The 20,442-nt window shown below is 40.2% G+C and carries 17 protein-coding genes; 3 read left to right on the top strand and 14 right to left on the bottom strand.

The genetic code is table 11. The features are described 5' to 3' along the window. Positions 1-9 precede the first annotated feature (9 nt). From DWW43_RS09930 to DWW43_RS09895, 9 genes are all read right to left on the bottom strand, one after another. Positions 10-1,314 carry a type II secretion system F family protein gene (locus DWW43_RS09930; RefSeq protein ID WP_119963475.1) on the bottom strand — a complete coding sequence of 435 codons (1,305 nt, stop codon included), beginning with the start codon at positions 1,312-1,314 and terminating at the stop codon, positions 10-12. Positions 1,315-1,317: 3 nt separating this feature from the next. Beyond that, positions 1,318-2,085 (bottom strand): type II secretion system F family protein, encoded by a 768-nt coding sequence (locus DWW43_RS09925; protein ID WP_165853060.1) that lies wholly within the window; start codon positions 2,083-2,085, stop codon positions 1,318-1,320. Continuing rightward, a complete protein-coding gene (locus tag DWW43_RS12110) occupies positions 2,045-2,233 on the bottom strand; it encodes a hypothetical protein (protein WP_165853059.1) in 189 nt (62 codons plus the stop codon). Before DWW43_RS12110 ends, DWW43_RS09925 begins: the two co-directional genes overlap by 41 nt. Further along, positions 2,220-3,557, bottom strand: a complete 1,338-nt coding sequence (locus tag DWW43_RS09920) for a CpaF family protein (RefSeq protein WP_119963473.1) — start codon at positions 3,555-3,557, stop codon at positions 2,220-2,222. Before DWW43_RS09920 ends, DWW43_RS12110 begins: the two co-directional genes overlap by 14 nt. After that, positions 3,535-4,521 (bottom strand): hypothetical protein, encoded by a 987-nt coding sequence (locus DWW43_RS09915; protein WP_119963472.1) that lies wholly within the window; start codon positions 4,519-4,521, stop codon positions 3,535-3,537. Before DWW43_RS09915 ends, DWW43_RS09920 begins: the two co-directional genes overlap by 23 nt. A 13-nt stretch (positions 4,522-4,534) precedes the next feature. Then, positions 4,535-4,969, bottom strand: coding sequence for a prepilin peptidase (locus tag DWW43_RS09910; protein WP_119963471.1), 435 nt, complete (start codon positions 4,967-4,969; stop codon positions 4,535-4,537). 374 nt (positions 4,970-5,343) lie between these two features. Beyond that, positions 5,344-6,102: an immunoglobulin-like domain-containing protein gene (locus DWW43_RS09905; RefSeq protein WP_008400425.1), complete on the bottom strand. Its 759-nt coding sequence runs from the start codon at positions 6,100-6,102 to the stop codon at positions 5,344-5,346. Positions 6,103-6,301: 199 nt separating this feature from the next. After that, on the bottom strand, positions 6,302-6,892 hold the full coding sequence (locus tag DWW43_RS09900; protein ID WP_133302415.1) for a hypothetical protein: 591 nt from the start codon (positions 6,890-6,892) through the stop codon (positions 6,302-6,304). 106 nt (positions 6,893-6,998) lie between these two features. Then, positions 6,999-9,062 carry a C39 family peptidase gene (locus DWW43_RS09895; RefSeq protein ID WP_008400429.1) on the bottom strand — a complete coding sequence of 688 codons (2,064 nt, stop codon included), beginning with the start codon at positions 9,060-9,062 and terminating at the stop codon, positions 6,999-7,001. A 509-nt stretch (positions 9,063-9,571) separates the two neighbouring features. Here DWW43_RS09895 and DWW43_RS09890 point away from each other — a divergent pair. Genes DWW43_RS09890 through DWW43_RS09880 form a run of 3 tightly spaced genes read left to right on the top strand, consistent with a single transcriptional unit; the run spans position 9,572 to position 10,881 of the window. Next, entirely contained in the window at positions 9,572-9,925 is a 354-nt protein-coding gene (locus tag DWW43_RS09890; RefSeq protein ID WP_008400431.1) for a PadR family transcriptional regulator, read from the top strand. Next, positions 9,918-10,391 (top strand): DUF6120 family protein, encoded by a 474-nt coding sequence (locus tag DWW43_RS09885; protein WP_119963470.1) that lies wholly within the window; start codon positions 9,918-9,920, stop codon positions 10,389-10,391. Before DWW43_RS09890 ends, DWW43_RS09885 begins: the two co-directional genes overlap by 8 nt. Before the next feature lie 22 nt (positions 10,392-10,413). After that, the gene (locus DWW43_RS09880) at positions 10,414-10,881 is read left to right on the top strand and encodes a hypothetical protein (RefSeq protein WP_119963469.1); all 468 of its coding nucleotides are present in this window, start codon (positions 10,414-10,416) and stop codon (positions 10,879-10,881) included. 82 nt (positions 10,882-10,963) lie between these two features. On the opposite strand, the gene DWW43_RS09875 is transcribed toward DWW43_RS09880, so the two are convergent. From DWW43_RS09875 to hisA, 5 genes are all read right to left on the bottom strand, one after another. Continuing rightward, entirely contained in the window at positions 10,964-11,776 is an 813-nt protein-coding gene (locus tag DWW43_RS09875; RefSeq protein WP_119963468.1) for a hypothetical protein, read from the bottom strand. Between the two features lie 20 nt (positions 11,777-11,796). Further along, entirely contained in the window at positions 11,797-13,548 is a 1,752-nt protein-coding gene (locus DWW43_RS09870) for an ATP-binding protein (protein ID WP_008400436.1), read from the bottom strand. Between the two features lie 299 nt (positions 13,549-13,847). Beyond that, positions 13,848-17,030 (bottom strand): GtrA family protein, encoded by a 3,183-nt coding sequence (locus tag DWW43_RS09865; protein WP_119963467.1) that lies wholly within the window; start codon positions 17,028-17,030, stop codon positions 13,848-13,850. Between the two features lie 82 nt (positions 17,031-17,112). Continuing rightward, positions 17,113-19,401, bottom strand: a complete 2,289-nt coding sequence (locus DWW43_RS09860) for a glycoside hydrolase family 9 protein (protein WP_119963466.1) — start codon at positions 19,399-19,401, stop codon at positions 17,113-17,115. Positions 19,402-19,487: 86 nt separating this feature from the next. Then, entirely contained in the window at positions 19,488-20,264 is a 777-nt protein-coding gene (gene hisA, locus DWW43_RS09855; protein WP_119963465.1) for a phosphoribosylformimino-5-aminoimidazole carboxamide ribotide isomerase, read from the bottom strand. Positions 20,265-20,442 lie beyond the last annotated feature (178 nt).

Here is a 20,442-nt window from a genome sequence, read left to right as displayed (position 1 = left end):
TGGTATTCTTTAAAATCCCATCAGTGCAGGCGCTATCACGATAATCATTACAACGCCCAGCTGTAATATCATAGGAAACAACAGTCGGGTTCCTGCCTCCTCTCCTTTCTTCTTTGCAAGTTCCCGTTTCAACTGAAGTGCTGACAGCTCTTCCTCTGCAAGCATATTCAGGATATCTCTTGTACCTTTTCTGATATTCTGAGAAAGCAGCGTCATCATCTTCAAATAGACCGGAAGCTCCAGTCGATTTCCCAATCTGTAATACCCTTCTGTCTCCGGTATGCCTGATCGGATCTCATTTAATGTATAATTGATCTCCTCCGAAAGGATACGACTATCCGTCATAGTAACGATCTTTAGAAGTGCTCCTTTTACTGTCAGACCCGCTCCCATATACAATGACAACAGATCGACAAATGATGGATATGCCTGCATCAGTTCCTGATTCCGCTTCTGTCCTGCCTTATGCAGATCAGAATATCCTTTGCAAACCAGAAGAACACCAATGCTTACACATAATAAGAACACTATAAATGGCAAAGGAATACTCTTTTTTGTCGTAATAGCATATCCGTCCAACTCAGCCGGAAGCTCTAACTGCCGGCTGTCATTTGACTGAAGCTGCATAAATCGGATCTGCTCTTTCAGCTGATCTATAACCTGTTCCGTCTTCGTCTTTTCTTTCCCGGTTATACGAATCGGATACTGCCTTACCGCCTGAAAATCCTCATACGATAACGTCGCCGTCAGATTGACCAGAACCGGCTCCGGATAATCACCATCCAGAATCGCACCCTTAAAATCCACACAGTCATCACGGTCTATCTCCCACGAAACATCAAGTCCAAGGTCTTCGATCTCATCAATCAGGTTCAGATCCTTCTTCACCTGATCTGCGCTCTCATTTTCTCCCAGATACACTGAATCCAGATATTCAAATCCCGCATCAAATGCCTGCTCTATGCTGTCGGCATCATACATGACCGGAAGTACCGCAACATGAAAATGTTTCTGTTCTCCATCGATCTCTGTCTGCAATTCCATACTGCTCTCATCTCCTCCATATGAGTCGCGATCCAGCACCACCTTTCGTTCCTGATTGAATTCTTTAACCCCTGCGGCAATCATCAGAACTACCATTAAGATCAATATCATAAGAGTTCTGGATATCAGCCCGGTATAATAATCTTCACATATCTGTCCCAGACGTTCTTCTGATACTACATGAACCTTACGCAGACCGGCTCTGACCCTCCTGTGATCCAGATACCTGCCATACCTTTTATATAATCTTCTTACACCCGGTAACTCCATCCGTCACACTCCTATCCTGATCATTTTTCTACTCCATGCAGCAGAAAGGATACTTACAGCCAAACAGATTGTCATAATCAGTCTGCCTGCTATATTCTCATACAAAATATGTATATAGCTTCCATTTGCGATCCGCAGATATGCTAGAATGAAAAATGGAACGATCAACATAATCTTCTGTTCATATTTTTTCGCTGCGATCATCGTCTGTATCTCAAGCTCCACTTCCATCTTCCGGCTGATATCTGCCGCCGTTGCTTTCATAATGTGAACCATGTTGCCACCGGTTCGTTTTGCCACACCGACAACCTGCGCAAATTCCGATATCTCACGAACTCCGGAACGCTCTCCCATATCCTGAAGCAGATATTCTATATCTTCATGCATTCGAAGCCCACGTATCACCCATTTCAATTCCTTCACGATAAGACCGGAATCTCCATATAACTTGCGCATTTCTTCATATGCCGCCGTAAATGCATTTTCAAATGCATATCCTGCTCCCATACTTGCCACAAGCGACTGCACCATATCCTTAAACTCGACATACAACTGCCTTTGTCGTTTCTCTATGCATCTGCTTCGAAAGACTCGAAGTGCCGCCACACCTCCCGGCGCTGCAATCAGTATAGGAAGCGGAGAATTGTAATATAGAAAACTAATGATTCCGGCAAGCCCCAGATATAGGATCAGACACACCGCCACCTCAGGCAGAGACAGTCTGTATATTCTATAATCTGTTTTTCTTCTTGTATCCTCCTGTCTGTTCATCCCTTTCTTCCTTTCTGCCAAATCTTCCGCCAGTAACCTTACCGGAGATTCTTCCGAAAATGCCGCCGGTAACCCTACCAGAGATCCTTCTGAAAATACTGCCGGAAACCTTATCGGAGATCCTTCCGAAAATCTCACACCCCGGCACCTTCTGACCTTACCTCCGCACATAATACGCTCTTGTAAGCTATCCCGGCACGTAGGAACTTCTCCTGATGCAGCAGTTCTGCCCGCGCCCGAAGTCTGCCTGTAACCTTCTGCAGCTGAAAACCATCTGTCACATTTTGTTCCGACAGTGTTCCTGCCGCCGCATAAACCATATCTGTAACCTCCTGTTCTTCTCCCGCCACCATCTCCTCAAACTCATATATCGTATGAAGTTCTACCAGTCCTTCACGCATCCCGGTCACCTCGGCAATCTCCAGCACCTTTCTGGAACCATCCCTCAGTCTTCCAAGATGAATAATGACATCTACAGCAGATGCGATCTGTCTGCGAACAGCTTCCAGCGGAAGCTCCATTCCCATCAATACCATAGATTCCAGACGAGTGATCATATCTCCGGAAGAATTCGCATGTCCGGTAGAGAGGCTCCCATCATGTCCGGTATTCATAGCCGCAAGCATATCAATGGCAGCCGCATCCCTAACCTCTCCTACGATCACACGATCCGGCCGCATTCGAAGACTGGACTTAATAAGCTCCCGGATAGTAACAGCATTCGTTCCCTCTACATTTGAATTCCGACTTTCCAGCCGAACGAGATTTACTACATTCTTCAACTGTAGTTCCGCAGAATCTTCGATCGTAATAACCCGTTCCTGCTGTGGGATATAATCAGATAATGCATTTAGAAACGTAGTCTTGCCTGCTCCGGTTCCTCCTGATACAAAGATATTGTACCGGGCTTTCACCAGCCGTTTAAGGAACTCTGCCGCATCTTCTGATAATGCCCCAACCTCAATCAGGCGTTCCATCGTCATTTTCTCTTTCGGAAATTTACGAATCGTCATCGTCGGTCCATTTAATGAAATCGGCGGCAATACCACATTCACACGGGAACCATCCGCCAGTCTGGCATCCACGATAGGAACCGCCTCATTTACAATACGATTACAGCCTGCAACGATCTGCTGAATGATCGAAGCCAGGCGTTCCTCATTCTCAAATGTCTGATCAACCTTATAAACCCTGCCGGATCTCTCAATAAAGATATTGTCATAGCCATTGATCATGATCTCCGTCACGCTCTCATCCTCAAGGAATTCCGACAATACATCCATCCGCCTTACAGTATTAAACAGCTCCTTTCTAAGTTTTATCCGTGCAGGCAATGGCAGCTCTATCGTTCCCTTATATTCCATAATGCACTGATCGACCAGCCGTCTGACTTCCATATCATCAATTTCCTGTGACATATCGAGCTCCGCAAGGATGCGTTGCTTCATCTCATTCTTTATTTCCTGTTCCATAACAGCTTCTGCTACCCTCCCTGCCATTTTCTTCCATGAGGTTTCCCGCACAACGAATCATCTCCGCACTGTCATATTCAGCATTTGGAACTTCTACGCACTTCATGCGGCTGACGATCTTTCCAAGATCCTGCCGTTTCAGGCAATTCCGGAATACTTTCACTTTCTCCTTCGCATACGCTTCATCAAACACCGGCACGATCACATGGTCAAATGCTTCCAGAACCGAACTGTCACCAAGTACGCCTCCATCAATATCACATACGATCGTGGTGTATCTTCCCCATGCATAGAGCCGATCTAAGAACCAACACATATCTGCCGCATCCAGATTCCGAATATCCAGATAGGATCGGGGAGAATCAATAACCCCCATCTTCCCATCCGCAATGACGCTCCGTTCCACATAGTCAAGTATCTGATCCGACCTCGTCTTGATCAGATAAGCAAGCTCCGACATCGTATACCGCTCCTGAACTTCTCCGATAACTGCAGGAAGCCCATAAGCTTCAAATCCGATGTACAGACCACCTCTTACCTCGTCCAGATAACAGATGCACTTCGATAATCTTGTCTTCCCACAACGCCCAAGCGGTGAGATAACAGCATATGAACAAAACAATTCACTGGACAGGCTCTTACATCCGGCTCGGAAAAAGCGCAGGATATCCTGAACGATCTTGTCTGCATCTTCATACTTACAAATAACATTCTCTGCACTATGCTCCGACATTCCTATCACACACAGCTCTGTGTATGTATCCCAGAACGCCGCATCAGCCATCCAGTCTTCTGCAACCAGTACCAGATCCAGATGATTGCCTGTAAGATATTCCGACAGACTCTCTCTCGTTGAAAATGCAAATGCCAGAAAAGAATTTCCGATATCAGCATTAATATAGTTCATCAGACTAACTGCATATCTGATATCCGGATCACAGATGCCAAGCTTTCTCTGTCTCATACAGCAACCTCCTTTATCCATATACTACATACACCAGACACGCCAGCCAGATAGCCAGAGAAAAATGAATCCTGTGTCTCTCTGCCCTGCCATCCAAACCACGCCGTTTCTTTTTGCGGATGAGCAGATTTATCACATAAAACAATGACATAATTCCACCTGCAATAAATGCATACAGCACGATCTTCCAGATCATAAATCCACAAAATGCTCCGACAGCCGAAAATAATTTGATATCTCCCGCACCAAGCCATCCTGCCAGAAACATCACATACAGAATACCGATTGGAATCCATATCCCTGCAAGTACACGAATACTTCCGGTACGAACTCCATTCTGCCAAACGGTGATAAAAATACCTGTCTCAAGTCCTAACAGGATCAACCAATTCGGAATCTTCCATGTTCTGATGTCATATAATGCTGCGATACCCGCAACCAGCATCATACCTGTGTTCTCAATCTCTGCCGATATCTCTCCCTCCTTTCATCTGACCTATATATTTCTCCTGTGAACAGCTACTCATCTTCGTGTCCGTCAAGAGCGTATCCATACGTTAGCATTCTGAAAAAGCGAAGTAAATACGCAGAAAATAAACTATATTTCACCATTCTGAACTTGACACAGATTCCCGCACATGACACAAATCAGCACATTTTTCCATCGGTAATCTGTTCCCGATAAAAACCATTACATTACCTTGATAATTCACCTTTACCCATTTTCTGGCATCAAAAAAAGACCTGCCGAAACAGATCTTTTTCTGATACACATATGTAATTTTCAGCACTTGTGCTATTTTGAATCATAGACGCATTGTGCTATTTGATTTTGAATGTAATATACTTTTTGCCGTATCCAACGTATAAACGATATGTCCCTTTTTTCAGCTTTGAAAGATCATAATGATCTCCCAGATTGAATGTAACATATTTGCGGCTATGTGCCGGCAGGTCATACCAATTTGTCCATGTAATATTCTTTTCTGCTACTGTCTTCCATTTGCCATTTTCATACTTTTTGAGTTTCCTGTTATTGTTGTATCTGCGCTCTTTGTTGGTTCCGTTATACAGCATATAACAAACCATCATATAGTCCGAATCAAGCTCAACAAGCTCTGCTTTCACAGATTTTCCCTTGTATGCCGAAAGTGCTTTCACAACCTGAATCTTTATCTTATATACAACCGTTCCTGACTCACTTCTATACTTTGTCTGTACAACTACAGTTCCTGTCTTTTTACCGGTTCTGATCGCCATGCCATTCTTCGTCTTTACAACTTTGGCAATCTGCTTATTCGATACCGTCCATTCTGCATTTTTCAGCTTATCGGGTATCTCATATACAGCATATATCGAATAAAAATGCCATGTGGTATTCGTAGCTATCCACCGTTTCCATGAATGTGTCGTGATGCCTCCCTTTGCATTACTTCCACATAACTCTGCTTCCGATGCCTGAACGGAAGCCTGTGAAACAGTTCCATCCTTAAGCTCTGCGGCTTTACTGCTGATACCTGTTGTTACCACCATAGCAAAAATCAATATGCTGCTCATTAAACATTTAAACGCTTTTTTCATGTTTTCTCCCTTTCATATAATTCGCCTTTACATGTCCCTCTGTGATCAATATGAAATTGATACCTTATTTTAGCATATATCTTTCTGCATCTGGTATATATCAAATCTTAAATTTTGCTTTTAAAGCCTCAGATATGCTGCACGCTACCGAATCTTTTGCAGTTTGCCGTTCTCCATATAACGCAAGATAACTCTATAATTATTTCTGGATTTCAATCTTTACAGTATTATCTTTAAATGAAAGTACTATTTTTTGTGTATAATAGTCCAATATAATTTTATTATCTATAAATTTTGCATTAGTAAATGCACTATAGTATGGTTTTATTTCTTCGTACCCACATTTAAGTTCCATTTGCGTACTAAATATTTCTTCTTCGGCAATTGCTTCTCTTGGAAATGAAATCTTATAAATATTTGAATCATTTTCTATTTCGATTGTATTAGCCGAAAATAAATATTTATATCTGTCCATCCATAAAAACTTAGAATGTTCATAATATTTAATGGTATATATCACATTATCTTCTATAAATACATACTGATCTAATGTATCATCATAATACGCATTATTATAATGTGATTTTAACTCTTTTTGAAGAATATCAAAAGATACGTCACTACTGAATTGGGCATATGTGTATTCATATTGCAACAAATGGTTTTTTATATTTATAGTAAATTCTTTATTGTTTTTATTTGTAATTGTAATATATTTCGAATTATTGTAAAAAACCGTATTATAAAGTACTACTCCCGCTCCACACAAAATTAATATTGCTATCAACATAATTAAACCCACAGATTTCTTTTTTATTAAAAACATAACCATAGTGATAATCAATATTATTATAAACACTATAATTAATAAATGAAAACTCCACATAATTTTTCCCTTACTTTTTCATTGTTACGGTATTAAAAGAACCGAATCCTGATGTTACTAAGTCATAAGCAAATGCTGAATAATCAATAAATCTTTTGTATGTTGTCCAACCATCATAAACCTGTATCATATTATAGGTTTTATTTGAACTGATTTTAGATTTTTTTGAACTTCTTTTATATATTGCATAACCACATACCGTTACTGTGTGATTACCATAATACCCTCTAGCTATATTCATAATTACTGGTCTATTATTATCAATTTCTTTCTTTACCTGATTTTTAAAATTCCATACATATATTCCTTTACAATTACTTTTACTATATCCATAATCTTTAAGTACATCATTAACGACATTATTTATTTTTGTTGCTGAAATTCCATCACGAGATGTATATCCATATTTTTTTGCAATTTTTTTAACCTTACTATATATAGTTTTATAATCATTACTTATTTTGGTATATCCATTTTTGTTATAATAATATAACACTCTAGTTATTGCTGCTAAAGAGCAATTAGAACCATTATCAAGACTACTTTGTGAAAAAGTTGCCATTGTTAAAGATTTTGAAGATGTTTTAGTTATAGTTCCGCCATATCTATCTTTCAAATATTTGGCACAGTTATCGATACCACCATATCCCGAACCAGATTGTCCATCATATCTTTTTTGCAATAACATATCATCATAGTTATAATTATCAACATATATAAGATTATTTAACTGATAAACACATTCTGTCTCTAAGTCAGCAAGCAAATTCAAAGTAAGATTGTAATACTGTTCTTTCCTTTCTCTTAAAAATTCAGAAAATTCATCTTTATCTATACACACACCATCTAATGTATAATAATCTATATTTTTATAATATAATTCACCAGATGATAAATAATATAAATCACCATATTTTTCTGGTAAAATTTCTCCCTCAACAACATCTTTGATTAAAGCTTCCTTTGAATGTGTTGCAACTGTAATATAGCCTTTATTTCCTTCTATAACATAGTTAAAGCCCTTATATGTGTTTATATTATTCGCATCTAAAAGATTTATAGATTTTCCCAATACAACTTGACCCTTATCAACTCCATATTGCATAGAAAGTACTTTTTTAGCAATTTCTTCATAGCTAAAACCAGTTAGGGATGTAATGCTATCACCATATATTTCATCCAAATCTGTAATATATTTCTTCACCTGCATTCCATCATATTCTATATCTACATTTGCATACTCGCTTATATCATCACTTAATTGAATAAACTTATCAACATCAATATCACCGCATTCTGTGTTATCATATAAATCACTACGTGATTTCAAAAAATAAATATAATCTTCATATGGAATAACAAAATTCTCTGAATTAACCCCCACAAAATTTGCTATTTTTTTATTATAATTAGCGTTTATACTTGAACATTCAAATGTTATACTATTTGCAATAATAACAATATTATTAAGATTAAGATTTTGAGCCTTAATCTCAACATTACCAAACGGAGCATAAATTAATCCATTTAAATTTACATTTAAACTATCAATAACAATATCTCCATATTTTGAATAAATTATAGAATCATTTGAATTTTTCACTTCACCCTGCAGTGAAATATCCCTATAAGCTTTAATTGGCGCATTAATGTTTACATTTCCACTAAGAGTAATATCTCCCTTTACCTCCACAGGTGTGTTAATATCTATATTTTGATCTTTAACCATATAATCATCGGTATATTTCTCAATTTTACAATTAGTAAAATATTGCGATTCAATTTTATCAAAAATATAAATTACATTCTCATTAACATTTTCTTTTTTACTTCCATTAATATTCATATTGCCACTAGAAACAATTGTGCCATTCGTGGCTATATTGCCATTTATGCAAAAATTATCTGCATTAATTGTAATAGCACCGTTCTCATCAGATTCCGCAAATATAGTATATGGATAGTCTATTGTATTCTTATCAGTTGTCGTTTCTGCCTTTACTATACCAGTAACATTAAACAAAAGAATTACTACAAGTAATATTGTTATTAAACCTTTTAAATTATATTTCATTTTACACTGTATGATAATTTTAAATTAATTATCATATACCCCTTTCTTTAGTATTGTAATTCATTACTATTCGTTTTTACCTCTTTTATCTGAAACATTTTTTTGAATATTTTTCTATGTCTAACGAATATTACTATACCCATTACCAAAAAATTTGCTTTTCGTTATCCTCCCTCCTTCATTTAAATACTATTGACAAGTCTTCACAATGATTCTTAAAATTGTACACTTCTTTTGACTTACCAATCTGTAACCAGATAGATAATATAATTGCATGCTCATAAATCCCTGTATCATTACACGCACTATATTAACTCTGCATTATCCCTTCGTCAACAATATTTTAGCTTTCCTAAATAAAGTATTTCTATATATAAGTTTAACTTTTATATCATATAATACTTTACTTATAAAAATCCTATGTTATAATATATTAGGAATCTATAAGTCTATATTCGGAACACATAACCTTAAGAATTAATAGATTCAAATATAAGCGAGGTGTTGCTATGGACAACAACAAAAGTAATTTCAGGAGGGGATCTGTTGAACTTATGGTTCTGTATCTGTTAAGTCTGAGAGACTATTATGGATATGAATTAACTCAGATTTTAAAAGAACAGACAAATGGTGTCATGGATATACCTGTAGGATCACTGTATCCGGCACTATACAAATTAATTGATGCAGGCTTGATCTCTGATTATAAGATGCCTGCCGGGAAACGTCTAATGCGTGTATACTATCATCTGGAAGCTTCGGGTAAAAAGCGTTTAGAGCTTCTGTTAAAAGATTACCGGGAAACACACGAGGCGATCAATAATATTTTAAACTATACAGGAGATGAGGAAATCCATGAATAAGCAGGAACAACATGCAGTTAAGCGTTATTTACATGATATAAAACGAACACTTCCTGTGTATCGTAAAATGGAGCGACAATTTCTTTCAGATATCCGTTCTACGATAGAGGAATATGCCGAGACAGGTGCTGTTATCACTTTAACTACATTAAAACAAGAATTTGGAGAGCCCAAAGATCAAGTGATCACTTATCTTACATCAAAGGATGGAGAGACCCTGCAAAAAGATCTTTCAACCTCTGCTTATATCAGATCTACATTGGTTCTCTTAATGATCGCGATCTTAACTCTCCTCTTTGCAGGGCTTTGTTATGAATATAATATATACCGCATGGCGAATGAATCTCAGCTTGCTTATACCGAAACAGTAATTGGGGAACTTCCTGATTGCGAATGGGAAGATGGAAATCCTCCCGGAGATGCAGTATTACCAACGGAAGACTCAACAGCAGAAACAACAAATTAACAAACACAGAGGTAACATACAAATGAAAAAAATAAGTATTATCGCAGGTATCATTCTTTGTCTGCATTTAATTTTTGCACCAATAATGACTGCTCAGGCTGCAACAAATGAAACATTGGCAGATGATACCTTATATTATGAGACAGTTATAGAAGAAACTGCTTCTTTTTCTCCTATGGCATCAAATACAGCAAAAACAAAGACCGGCTACAAAACAACTTATTGTAAGAATGCTAATGGTACTGTTCTCTGGTCTGTAACAGTAACTGCACGTTTCTCATACAATGGCGCAACCGCAACATGCATATCTTCGTCTATATCCACTACTATTAAGGATTCTAGTTGGAAGATATCCAATAAATACAGCACCCGCTGTTCTAATTATGGAACTGCTACCGCAACAGCAAATAAATATTCCAGTGGTAAGATTATAAATACAATCACAAAGACCGTTAAACTGACCTGTTCGCCAACCGGAACGCTTTCATAGTAAAAACAAATTTCAACACACAAACACAGCCCCCATATAACTAACCTAGCTATATGGGGGCTATATTTTTATGTCTGTTTATTTAAGCATTTTCTTCATTCTGTGGAACTGCTTCCGGCTGGGATATCGGAGCTGTCGCAGGTGACGATTCCTGAGCAGGCTCTGCCTGAGGCGCAGGTGATGGACTCTGCTGAGACGGCATCTCATTTGTCTGTGGTGCCATGCCCTGCGGTGGCATCTCATTCATCTGTGGTGCCATACCCTGTGGTGGCATTCCATTCATCTGTGGTGCCATGCCCTGTGGCGGCATTCCATTCATCTGTGGTGCCATGCCCTGTGGCGGCATTCCATTCATCTGTGGTGCCATGCCCTGTGGCGGCATTCCGTTCATCTGTGGTGCCATGCCCTGTGGTGGCATTCCATTCATCTGCTGATTATACATGCCCTGTGGTGGCATTCCGTTCATCTGCTGATTATACATGCCCCGTGGTGGCATTCCATTCATCTGCTGATTGTACATACCCTGTGGTGGCATTCCGTTCATCTGCTGATTATACATACCCTGTGGTGGTGTCTGCTGATACTGATTGCCACTGTTCATGATACGGTGTTCCTGTTCCTCTACTTCTCTGTACTCCTTCTCCAGAGCTGCGATGTTCTCTAAGCCCTTTGCAGCGCTGTCGAACAGATGCTTGATCTCCTCCGGCGCTTCTTCCTTATTCAGATTGTAATAATATCTTCCGATCTCTGTATAGATTCTGTCAAGATTTGAATTCTCAGATGAGATCTTACCTTTTATCTTCGTCTTCTGTGCAGCACATTTTGTACTGTCAACTGCCTGATTGGCTAATGACTTTGTCTTTTCAAATGCATTCTGAAAAAAATTACCTGCCATTTTCAAATGACCTCCTTACGTTAATCATCAATATATTTATTTAATGTCTCAACAACATCATTCAGATTGTATGGCTTAGCTATGTAATCGTCCAGTTTATTCTCAAGGATTCGTTCCTTATCGCCGAACATCGCTCTCGCCGTTACTGCGATAATTGGAAGTCTCTTTCTCTTTTCTTTCTGCTCGATCTCACGGATCTCCTGCGTAGCTGCGATACCATCCATAACAGGCATCTGTACATCGAATAAAGCGGCATCGTAGATCTTCTGCTTGAAGAGTTCAACTGCTTTCTGACCATTCTCTGCAATATCATAAGAGAAGCCTGCCATACCAAGCAGCTTACCGATTACCTGCTGATTAACCGGTTCATCCTCTGCTACAAGGATTCTTGCTTTGCTGTGTGCATTGATTGAGAATACTGCCGGTTCTTCTTCCTTTTCAACCTCTTCTAATGCATCATCAGATGCCTTTACAACCTTCATAGGTACTTCTACGATGAAAGTAGAACCAATATCTTCTTTACTCTGAACCTGAATGTTACCACCCATCAGTTCAACGATCTGCTTTGTGATTACAAGTCCAAGTCCTGATCCGCCGTATCTTCTTGTATCAGAAGAATCAACCTGACTGAAACGGATGAACAGCTTGCTCATGTTTGCTTCTGAAATACCGATTCCGGTATCTGCAACCGCCATACGGATCTTAACTTTATTTTCCCCTTCCATATCCATGGATGCGATCTTAACACGGACACTTCCTTCGGAGGTGAACTTGATCGCGTTTGATAACAGGCAGTTTAATACCTGCTGAATTCTCTGTCCATCGCCCTTTACCAGCTTTGGAATATTGTTTCCAAATGAACAGTCGAGCTGTAACCCCTTATTATTTGCAAGTGGTACCTGTGCAGCAACCGTCTCCTCGATCGCCTGCTTGATATCAAATGTTTCTTCTTTGATCTTGTATTTTCCTGCTTCCAGTTTACTGATATCAAGAATATCATTGATCAGTCGGAGCAATGTATCCGCACAGTTCTTTGCGGTTACAAGATTATCTCTGTAATCTGCCTGAAGATCATCTGCCATCAATGTAAGCTGGAGCATACCCAGAATACCATTGATAGGTGTACGGATCTCATGGCTCATATTTGCAAGGAACTCAGCCTGTGTCTTATAGGCTGCATTCGCATCAACAATTGCCTTGGACAATTTGTTCTCTGTATCTTTCTGATCTGTGATATCGATAACGACCATGTTAATGTAATCTGCTTCGGATTTATACATTACGGTATTGAATACCTTCTGCAGTGATTCCATCGTGATCTCGACATCCATCAGATCTCCTTCTTTTGTTCCGGAGTTATTATATGCCGTGAACCATGCATTGATATCCTGAAGAACTTCAATCTTGCTCTCCTTCAGGTTCTTGCCGGTGTAATCACTGACATCGAGTTTGAAGTACTCGCCAAAGATCTCGTTTGCATCTACGATCTGATAACTGGTTCCGTTTACAGGATCTTCTATGATCTTTGCCTGCGCAAATCCGATTGGCAGGTTCATAAATAATTTCTTATATTTATCTCCCTTGCCACCATTGCCTCCGGCACTGTCACCGCAGACGATAAACAAGCCTCCAAATGTTACAATCGCAGCAAGTATTCCAACGATCAGAGCACCCGCTCCTACCCCTGCAACACCTAAGATACCAGCCAGAAGACCAAGTACCGCACCGGCTGCTGCGACCGGTTTCCAACCCAACTCCTTAATTTTCTCCATTGATGCACCTCTATTTCTACTTTTTTGAATCTAATACTTTGACTCCACATGTTATTATATTATAAATGAATGTTAAGGTCAACGAGATGATAAAAAAACCTATAGATTTTTCATAAAATCTATAGGCCTTTTTTGATATTTTTTACTATATATAACTAACAACATTATTCTGTTTCTTTTTATAATATGTCAGATATAAACAAATTTACCGGATGTACGCCACTCATTTTTTATCTATGTTATACATCCTATCTACAGCCTTCAAATGGTCGCCTTGCAGATGCTCAGATTCCCGATCTCTACTTCTTGTCATCGTCAAATACATCCTTAAGGATCTCATCTACATGCTTGTAATAATCATCATCTGTCGACGGTTCAGCTTCATTCCGTACAGACTCCGGAAGCCTCTCATCATCCTTTGATACCTCTATTATATCTGATGGCTCTACATCGGAAATTTCACCTGACCGACTTCTGCGTCTCCGCTTGCCGGATGCCGCACCTTCCAGGCGATTCTGAAGCTGTGTTCTTCCGCATAAGAATCCGAACAAGATCCAGCATGCAAATGTAAAAATCAGTCCAAGCTTCAAGCCCGGTGGGAAATACCTGAACTCGATCACATGCTCTCCGGTCGCAAGCTTCAAAGCTATGAAAGCATTTCCTACCGTATCGATCTCATACTTCTTGCCATCTACATAAGCTGTCCATCCCTTATCATATGGGATGGATGTAAACAGCAGTCCCGGATAGTCGATCGTCATATATCCTTTTACATAACCATCTTCCATTTTACCAACCAGCATCTGCTGAGCACTTAATATATCATATGCCTGTAAGAAGGAATCCCAGTTAAAGGAAGATACGACCAGTCTGGCACTTCCGCTGTTCGCCTGTGAACTCTGGAAACAATACTCAACCGTTACGGTCTGTCCCTGAACCAGATGTCCGACATGGTAAGTCTGGTTCTGAAGTCTCTCATAATTCTGTTCCTCTCCGTCTACATAGATCCTTACCTTATTGATACCAGAGCTGTTTGCCAGAATATAGATATCTGCGGACTCATCCGTCACATCAAAGCTCAGCTGAAAATCACACTTGCTGTTGTCCGTTCTTGTATAGGAATAATACTCACTGGTATCACTATCATGTGACAGCTCGCAGTTATCACTGTACATCGTTACTTCCGGATATAACTGTGAGAATACACCCGGCACACCGGTTGACAGCTTCACGAACTGATTTAAGGTATCGAACATGTTACCGATCGTACCATCATAATCTAACAGATCATTATTTACCATGTAGCCAAGACTTAACGCATATGGATTTTCATATATGTTCACTCCGTCTACATCTGTTACATAGTTGACATCAAAATAATTATATTCGCCCTCTCTCTGTAACAGATAACGCACACCCAGTAATGAATTGGATAAGGTGTTACCGCCATCGAACAGAAATTCATTTGCGCCTGTGTAATATCCAAGGTCATGCATCATATCGACAAGATCAGCGGACACTGTCGATCCGAACAGACAGACGCTCTTAAGATTATAATAAGTAGGCTCATCTACGACCTTTGTATTCATCAGCTCTACCCTATATGCCTTGTCCTTACAGTCCAGTGTATCGATCGCCTGATTCATCGATGATTCCATGCCAAAATACTGGCTGATATCGACATATCCGTTGCTGTCATATCCCTTAATTCCATTTGTGACCGTCTCTACCAGACAGGCTATGGTCAGTACATATATGACAAGCTTCCGCCAGACTCCCTTTGTCAGGGTAAATGCCAGTATTAACAATGCATATACCGTTAGGAATATCTCAGTCCAGATCAGGGTCTGACGCTCAATCGTACACTTCTTATAGGATAAGATCAGGAAACCATATCCAAACGCTACAGCCAGAAGTACCGCAAAGGTATCTTTCTTATCCAGAAGCAGAAGCACCTCACAGCACATGGCAAGCATCAGAAAAATGAACAGGAATGAGAATCGGTTCGGAATTCCGTACTGATCATGAAAGCCATGCCAGATATAATTCAACAGCTTATTATTAAAGCTTGCAAAGATCACTACCAGAATGATCACATTCTTTATCTTATCCCACAGCTTAATGTTCCGGTTAAACAGATAGACAAATACCAGAACAAAACAGATCGTTCCGCAATAAATGTTCAGGCCGCCGTCAAACTGCTGGTTCTTGATCGGCTTCGTCAGATAAAACAGCTGTTTGATCTGATCCCATATACTTCCATACCATTCCCATTTCGGAAATACTCTGGTCGCCGACGCTGTTGTATTCAATCCCAGATATGCCGGGATCAACAGAAATGCCGACATACCCGCTGCCAGCAGAGAGCATCCGGCAAATCGGAAGCCATCGGTAAAGAATCTCTTCACACTCTTATGGTTCGTCAGCAGAAAGACCATAACGAGGAAGATACAGATCATAAAACTCATATAATAGTTACACATCAGCGCATAGAACAAAGAAAGAACATAGAGCTTATAATCCCCACTCTCTGTCATACGCTCAAAGCCTGCCATGATGAGCGGAAGGATCATGATACAGTCCATCCACATCAGATTCCATGAATATCCGATCACATAATTACTGATCGCATATGCCGTTGAGAAGATCAGGATTGCAGCATCATATGTCTTATAAGTCCTGCATTTCTCACGCATATAATATGCAAATGACATACCGGAAAGTACGATCTTGATTCCGATGAACAAACTCATTGCTATATAGATATGTTCTCTTTTGAATAATACAACAAGGAAATTGATCGGACATGCAATATAATATGCGATGATCGCCAACATATTACTTCCAAGTCCGATATCCCATGTATAGAACAGACTGCCTTCATTCTTTAACTTGTCATAATAATCTGAGAAAAACGGAAGATACTGATGAAGACTGTCTACCATCGTCAGACTGTTTCCTCCAAACGGTCCGATCTTTTCCGCGATCCATACCCCTAAAAGGAAGCACGCAGGAATCACTCCCGCAAGCAGGATAAGATAATTTCTTCTCATAAATATCCGGATTGACGTTTTTTCTTTCTTAAAGACAAAGCACTTACCGAATACATAATTGATTATGACTACAAAGAACTGAACAATGATCTTCGATATAAATTCATTGTAGCGGAACGAATCACATAACAGATTCGTGCCGACAACTTCAACCAGCATCGCAAGAAGCCTTGTTCCGACAAAGGAGATAAATTCCCGTATCAGCGTTCCTGCATCTTTTTTACTGCTCTCTGTGAACACAAAAAACTTATTTGCAAAGAATGCGAATAAAATCGCCAGTGATATAGCTATGATATTCGCTACGCTTCTTGACAAATCGGTAAACAGACGCAGCAGATAAAAAGATACAATATTTACAACCGTAGTTGCCCCACCTGCTATTACATATCTGACAATTTCTTTTTCTAATAACTTCTTTATTTTGTCCATAATGAAAACTCTCTTATACCAGCTACAGCCGAACAGTTATCCCGATCGGCTGTGCTATTTATGTGTGTGTTATTTTGTGTGTTTATTTCGTGTTGCCAAGTCCTGACATCAGATAGATCATCGGAGAATTCCAATAGATCGTCACCTCATTACAGGAGAATGACTGCGCATTGTCTGCATATCTGCTCTCTGGTGCTTTGCCCAGAAGAACAGCCTTTGCATATGGATCTTCCAGATTACTGTCTGCGCCACCTACTAACATACCCGGCATTGCTACCTCTAATACCTGAGATGGTCTGTGGTGCGGATGAAGCGGAGTTCTTGTACCATAGCCTGTTACATAACAGTAGCCGACTGCATTTCTTCCAAGCAGATAGTCTCTTTGGTATGAAGCATATTTTACATAATCTGCATTTGGCTTAAGCTTATTTGCCATCAGAAGTAACATTCCTTTATTTGCAATATTCATATTGCTTCCCCATGCAAATGTCTTGGTTGGTGATACCCATACACCGAAACCATTGTCTTTAATCTGATCTATGGTCTTATCTACTTCATTGAAGAACAATTCGTTTGCCTTGGCAGAACCGCCGTCATATTTGATGTAGTCATACAGAGCGTAATATCCGACATCTGCCCATCCAAGTCCATAGTTTACGATATCACTACCCTCAATGATTGCATCGGCTGCTTTCTTATAAGAAGCATCTCCGGTTGCTGCATATAATTCTACCGCTGCCCAGATCGTCTCATCGCGGAAGATCGTATCCGGATATTCACCTGTTACGATATCGTCCGGATTTGAGAATCCGTAAGCATCCATATTACTGCTCAGGTATTCATATGCTTTCTTTGATGCATCCAGACATTTTGCTGCAAAATCCGCATCGTAATCTTTATAAAGAACTGAGGCCTTTGCCATAACAGCCGCAAAATCTCCGGTCGCTGTATTTGAGACCGGACATGCGATCAGCTGTGCTGTCTCTTCTTCCGGCATAACTGTCTCAGGGAATACATCACAGGTTACCTTGTGATATACGCCACCATTTGCATCCTGCATCTTAAGCATCCAGTCCAGCTCAAATCTTGCTTCATCTAAGACATCCGGCACACCGTTTCCGCTCTCCGGAATACCGATGTCATCTGCCTTATATCCATTGTCTTCATATGTTAAGAACAGATCCTGTACTGTCTTTGCACCTGATACAACATAGCGTCCATAATCACCGGCATCATGCCAACCGCCTGTTACATCGATCTTCTTATCTGTTCCGTATACAACCGCTTCACCTGTATGGCAGGCAGGATGTGCAAATTCACCTGCAATGCTGCTATCAAGCTCCACACCGCAACGCTGATTATAAAGCATCAGCACGACATCCTTATACAGATCTCCGTAAATGTCGTCACCGATCTTGAATTCTACTGATTCTTCTCCATCATCTGTCTTGATCTTATAGGTTCCTGCATCCTTTACGGATGAGAAATCCGCCTGCTTACAGAACATCTCTGATGGTGGATCGTATGTAGCTTCTTCCGGCAAATCTGCTGAATATACAGATTTTCCTGATGCCACATCAATTACTTCAAATGACTTAGCATTTTTTTCGATCACAGTAGCGACCTTGGAGTCACCGGTCATGTAGCCCACCTGGTTCACATTGATAGACATAGGATCAGGCGTTGCCTCTACCTGCTGTGCGCCGGAAGCGTCAACTGCCTCTAATAAAATATTATCAAAATAAATATTATGCTCTGCCTCGTCTCCGGTCATACCTTCCTGTTTTCCCATGTTGAAGCAAAGTCTTGGTGCAGGATCGGAATCCTCCTCCATCGTAAACTGTGCTGTGATATGCTGCGTCTCCGGACCGATTGTGATCACATCACTGGTGTATGCATGATAATCTCCACCATTGATCTGTAATCTCCATTCGATCGTGCGTTCCAGATCGGAACGGACATCGAAGGAATATTCATAGACGCATCCCTGATACAGACGAAATCCGTCATAATAGATCTGGTTCGCATAGTCTTCGCTTCCCGTCTTCTTAATGTTAATACGAAGTTCGCCATCTTCATTGGTCATTTCTTCATTTCCACCATTTGTATAAGTATGGAAACCATCGGTATCTTTATCATCAAAGTTGATATTGATAACCTTATCGCCGTCTGACACCCCGAGTTCCTCCTCTGTTGTTGCTTCTTCGGTCGTAGCTTCGGTTGTCTCTTCTTCGGTTGATACTTCTGTTGTCACTTCTGTCTCAGAAGTCGAACCATCGGTATCCTTCTTTGCTCCGCCACAGCCTGCAAGCAACGACATCGTCATCGCTGCTGTCAGGCACATGACTGCAACCTTCTTCATTTTTCTCATGTCTTATTGTCCCTCCATGTTTTCTATATTGCTATGTACCTTCCTTCTCAACTGTACATATAACTCTGTGTTCATTCAACACTTCATTACTGATCTGAATACTGCAAAACATCCTGATACTTCATATGGCCTCCAAAAATATCAAGTGCACTGCCTATCGTAAAATCAATTCGGCTCTTCCCCAACACACGGAGCTTATCCAGATCATCAAATGATGCAATACCACCTGCATAAGTTACAGGCATTCTGCCCCAATCTCCAAGAAGCTTTGCGATATGCATCTCTATACCGGATGCCTTACCTTCCACATCTACAGCATGGATCAGATATTCATCACAATAATCGGAAAGCATGTCCAATGTATCTGCTGTTATCTTCACATTTGTAAACTTCTGCCAGCGGTCTGTCACAATGTAGTATCCGTCCTCGCGTTTTCTACAGCTTAAGTCCAACACCAAATGTTCCTTTCCGACTGCCCGTCTGATCGCAGTCAGATTATCGTAGTTGATCTCACCATTCTTAAAGACATAGGATGTGACGATCACATGGGATGCTCCCATATCAAGAAACCGTCCGGCATTCTCGGCATTGATTCCGCCGCCGATCTGCAGCCCTCCCGGATATTCCGCAAGCGCCAGCTCTGCCTGATGGCAGTCCGCTTCGTAGTACCCGCTCCCCGCAGGATTCAATAAAATGATATGTCCACCATGTATCCCGGCAGCCTTATACATCCTTGCAAATGCAGCCCCGTCATACTCAGATACAAAATTCTCCTTCGCAGTATTGCCTTCATCCTGAAGGCTGCTGCCAACGATCTGTTTTACTTTTCCATTATGTATATCGATACACGGACGAAATCTCATCTCTCACCCCGGCTGATACGCCTTTTCCATTTCTGTATATTTCTCCTGCCGATTCTTTTAAATATCCGCAGATATCATTTATTCTATCACAGAACCGACTATAAGCCAAGTCCTCTCATCGACCTTCTCCTACGCATATGTAGGATTACAATACATGTGTTACAACTGAATATAAAAA

This window comes from Clostridium sp. AF15-41 (assembly GCF_003604095.1).
GTDB lineage: Bacteria > Bacillota > Clostridia > Lachnospirales > Lachnospiraceae > Coprococcus.
This window is presented reverse-complemented; position numbering and strand designations above follow the sequence as displayed.

Excerpts from the sequence above, each read along its gene's own strand:
- DWW43_RS09930 (WP_119963475.1), bottom strand. The coding sequence starts at position 1,314 with ATGGAGTTACCGGGTGTAAGAAGATTATATAAAAGGTATGGCAGGTAT.
- DWW43_RS09925 (WP_165853060.1), bottom strand. The coding sequence starts at position 2,085 with ATGAACAGACAGGAGGATACAAGAAGAAAAACAGATTATAGAATATAC.
- DWW43_RS09920 (WP_119963473.1), bottom strand. The coding sequence starts at position 3,557 with ATGGAACAGGAAATAAAGAATGAGATGAAGCAACGCATCCTTGCGGAG.
- DWW43_RS09915 (WP_119963472.1), bottom strand. The coding sequence starts at position 4,521 with ATGAGACAGAGAAAGCTTGGCATCTGTGATCCGGATATCAGATATGCA.
- DWW43_RS09910 (WP_119963471.1), bottom strand. The coding sequence starts at position 4,969 with ATGATGCTGGTTGCGGGTATCGCAGCATTATATGACATCAGAACATGG.
- DWW43_RS09905 (WP_008400425.1), bottom strand. The coding sequence starts at position 6,102 with ATGAAAAAAGCGTTTAAATGTTTAATGAGCAGCATATTGATTTTTGCT.
- DWW43_RS09900 (WP_133302415.1), bottom strand. The coding sequence starts at position 6,892 with ATGTTGATAGCAATATTAATTTTGTGTGGAGCGGGAGTAGTACTTTAT.
- DWW43_RS09895 (WP_008400429.1), bottom strand. The coding sequence starts at position 9,062 with ATGAAATATAATTTAAAAGGTTTAATAACAATATTACTTGTAGTAATT.
- DWW43_RS09890 (WP_008400431.1), top strand. The coding sequence starts at position 9,572 with ATGGACAACAACAAAAGTAATTTCAGGAGGGGATCTGTTGAACTTATG.
- DWW43_RS09885 (WP_119963470.1), top strand. The coding sequence starts at position 9,918 with ATGAATAAGCAGGAACAACATGCAGTTAAGCGTTATTTACATGATATA.
- DWW43_RS09880 (WP_119963469.1), top strand. The coding sequence starts at position 10,414 with ATGAAAAAAATAAGTATTATCGCAGGTATCATTCTTTGTCTGCATTTA.
- DWW43_RS09875 (WP_119963468.1), bottom strand. The coding sequence starts at position 11,776 with ATGGCAGGTAATTTTTTTCAGAATGCATTTGAAAAGACAAAGTCATTA.
- DWW43_RS09870 (WP_008400436.1), bottom strand. The coding sequence starts at position 13,548 with ATGGAGAAAATTAAGGAGTTGGGTTGGAAACCGGTCGCAGCAGCCGGT.
- DWW43_RS09865 (WP_119963467.1), bottom strand. The coding sequence starts at position 17,030 with ATGGACAAAATAAAGAAGTTATTAGAAAAAGAAATTGTCAGATATGTA.
- DWW43_RS09860 (WP_119963466.1), bottom strand. The coding sequence starts at position 19,401 with ATGAGAAAAATGAAGAAGGTTGCAGTCATGTGCCTGACAGCAGCGATG.
- hisA (WP_119963465.1), bottom strand. The coding sequence starts at position 20,264 with ATGAGATTTCGTCCGTGTATCGATATACATAATGGAAAAGTAAAACAG.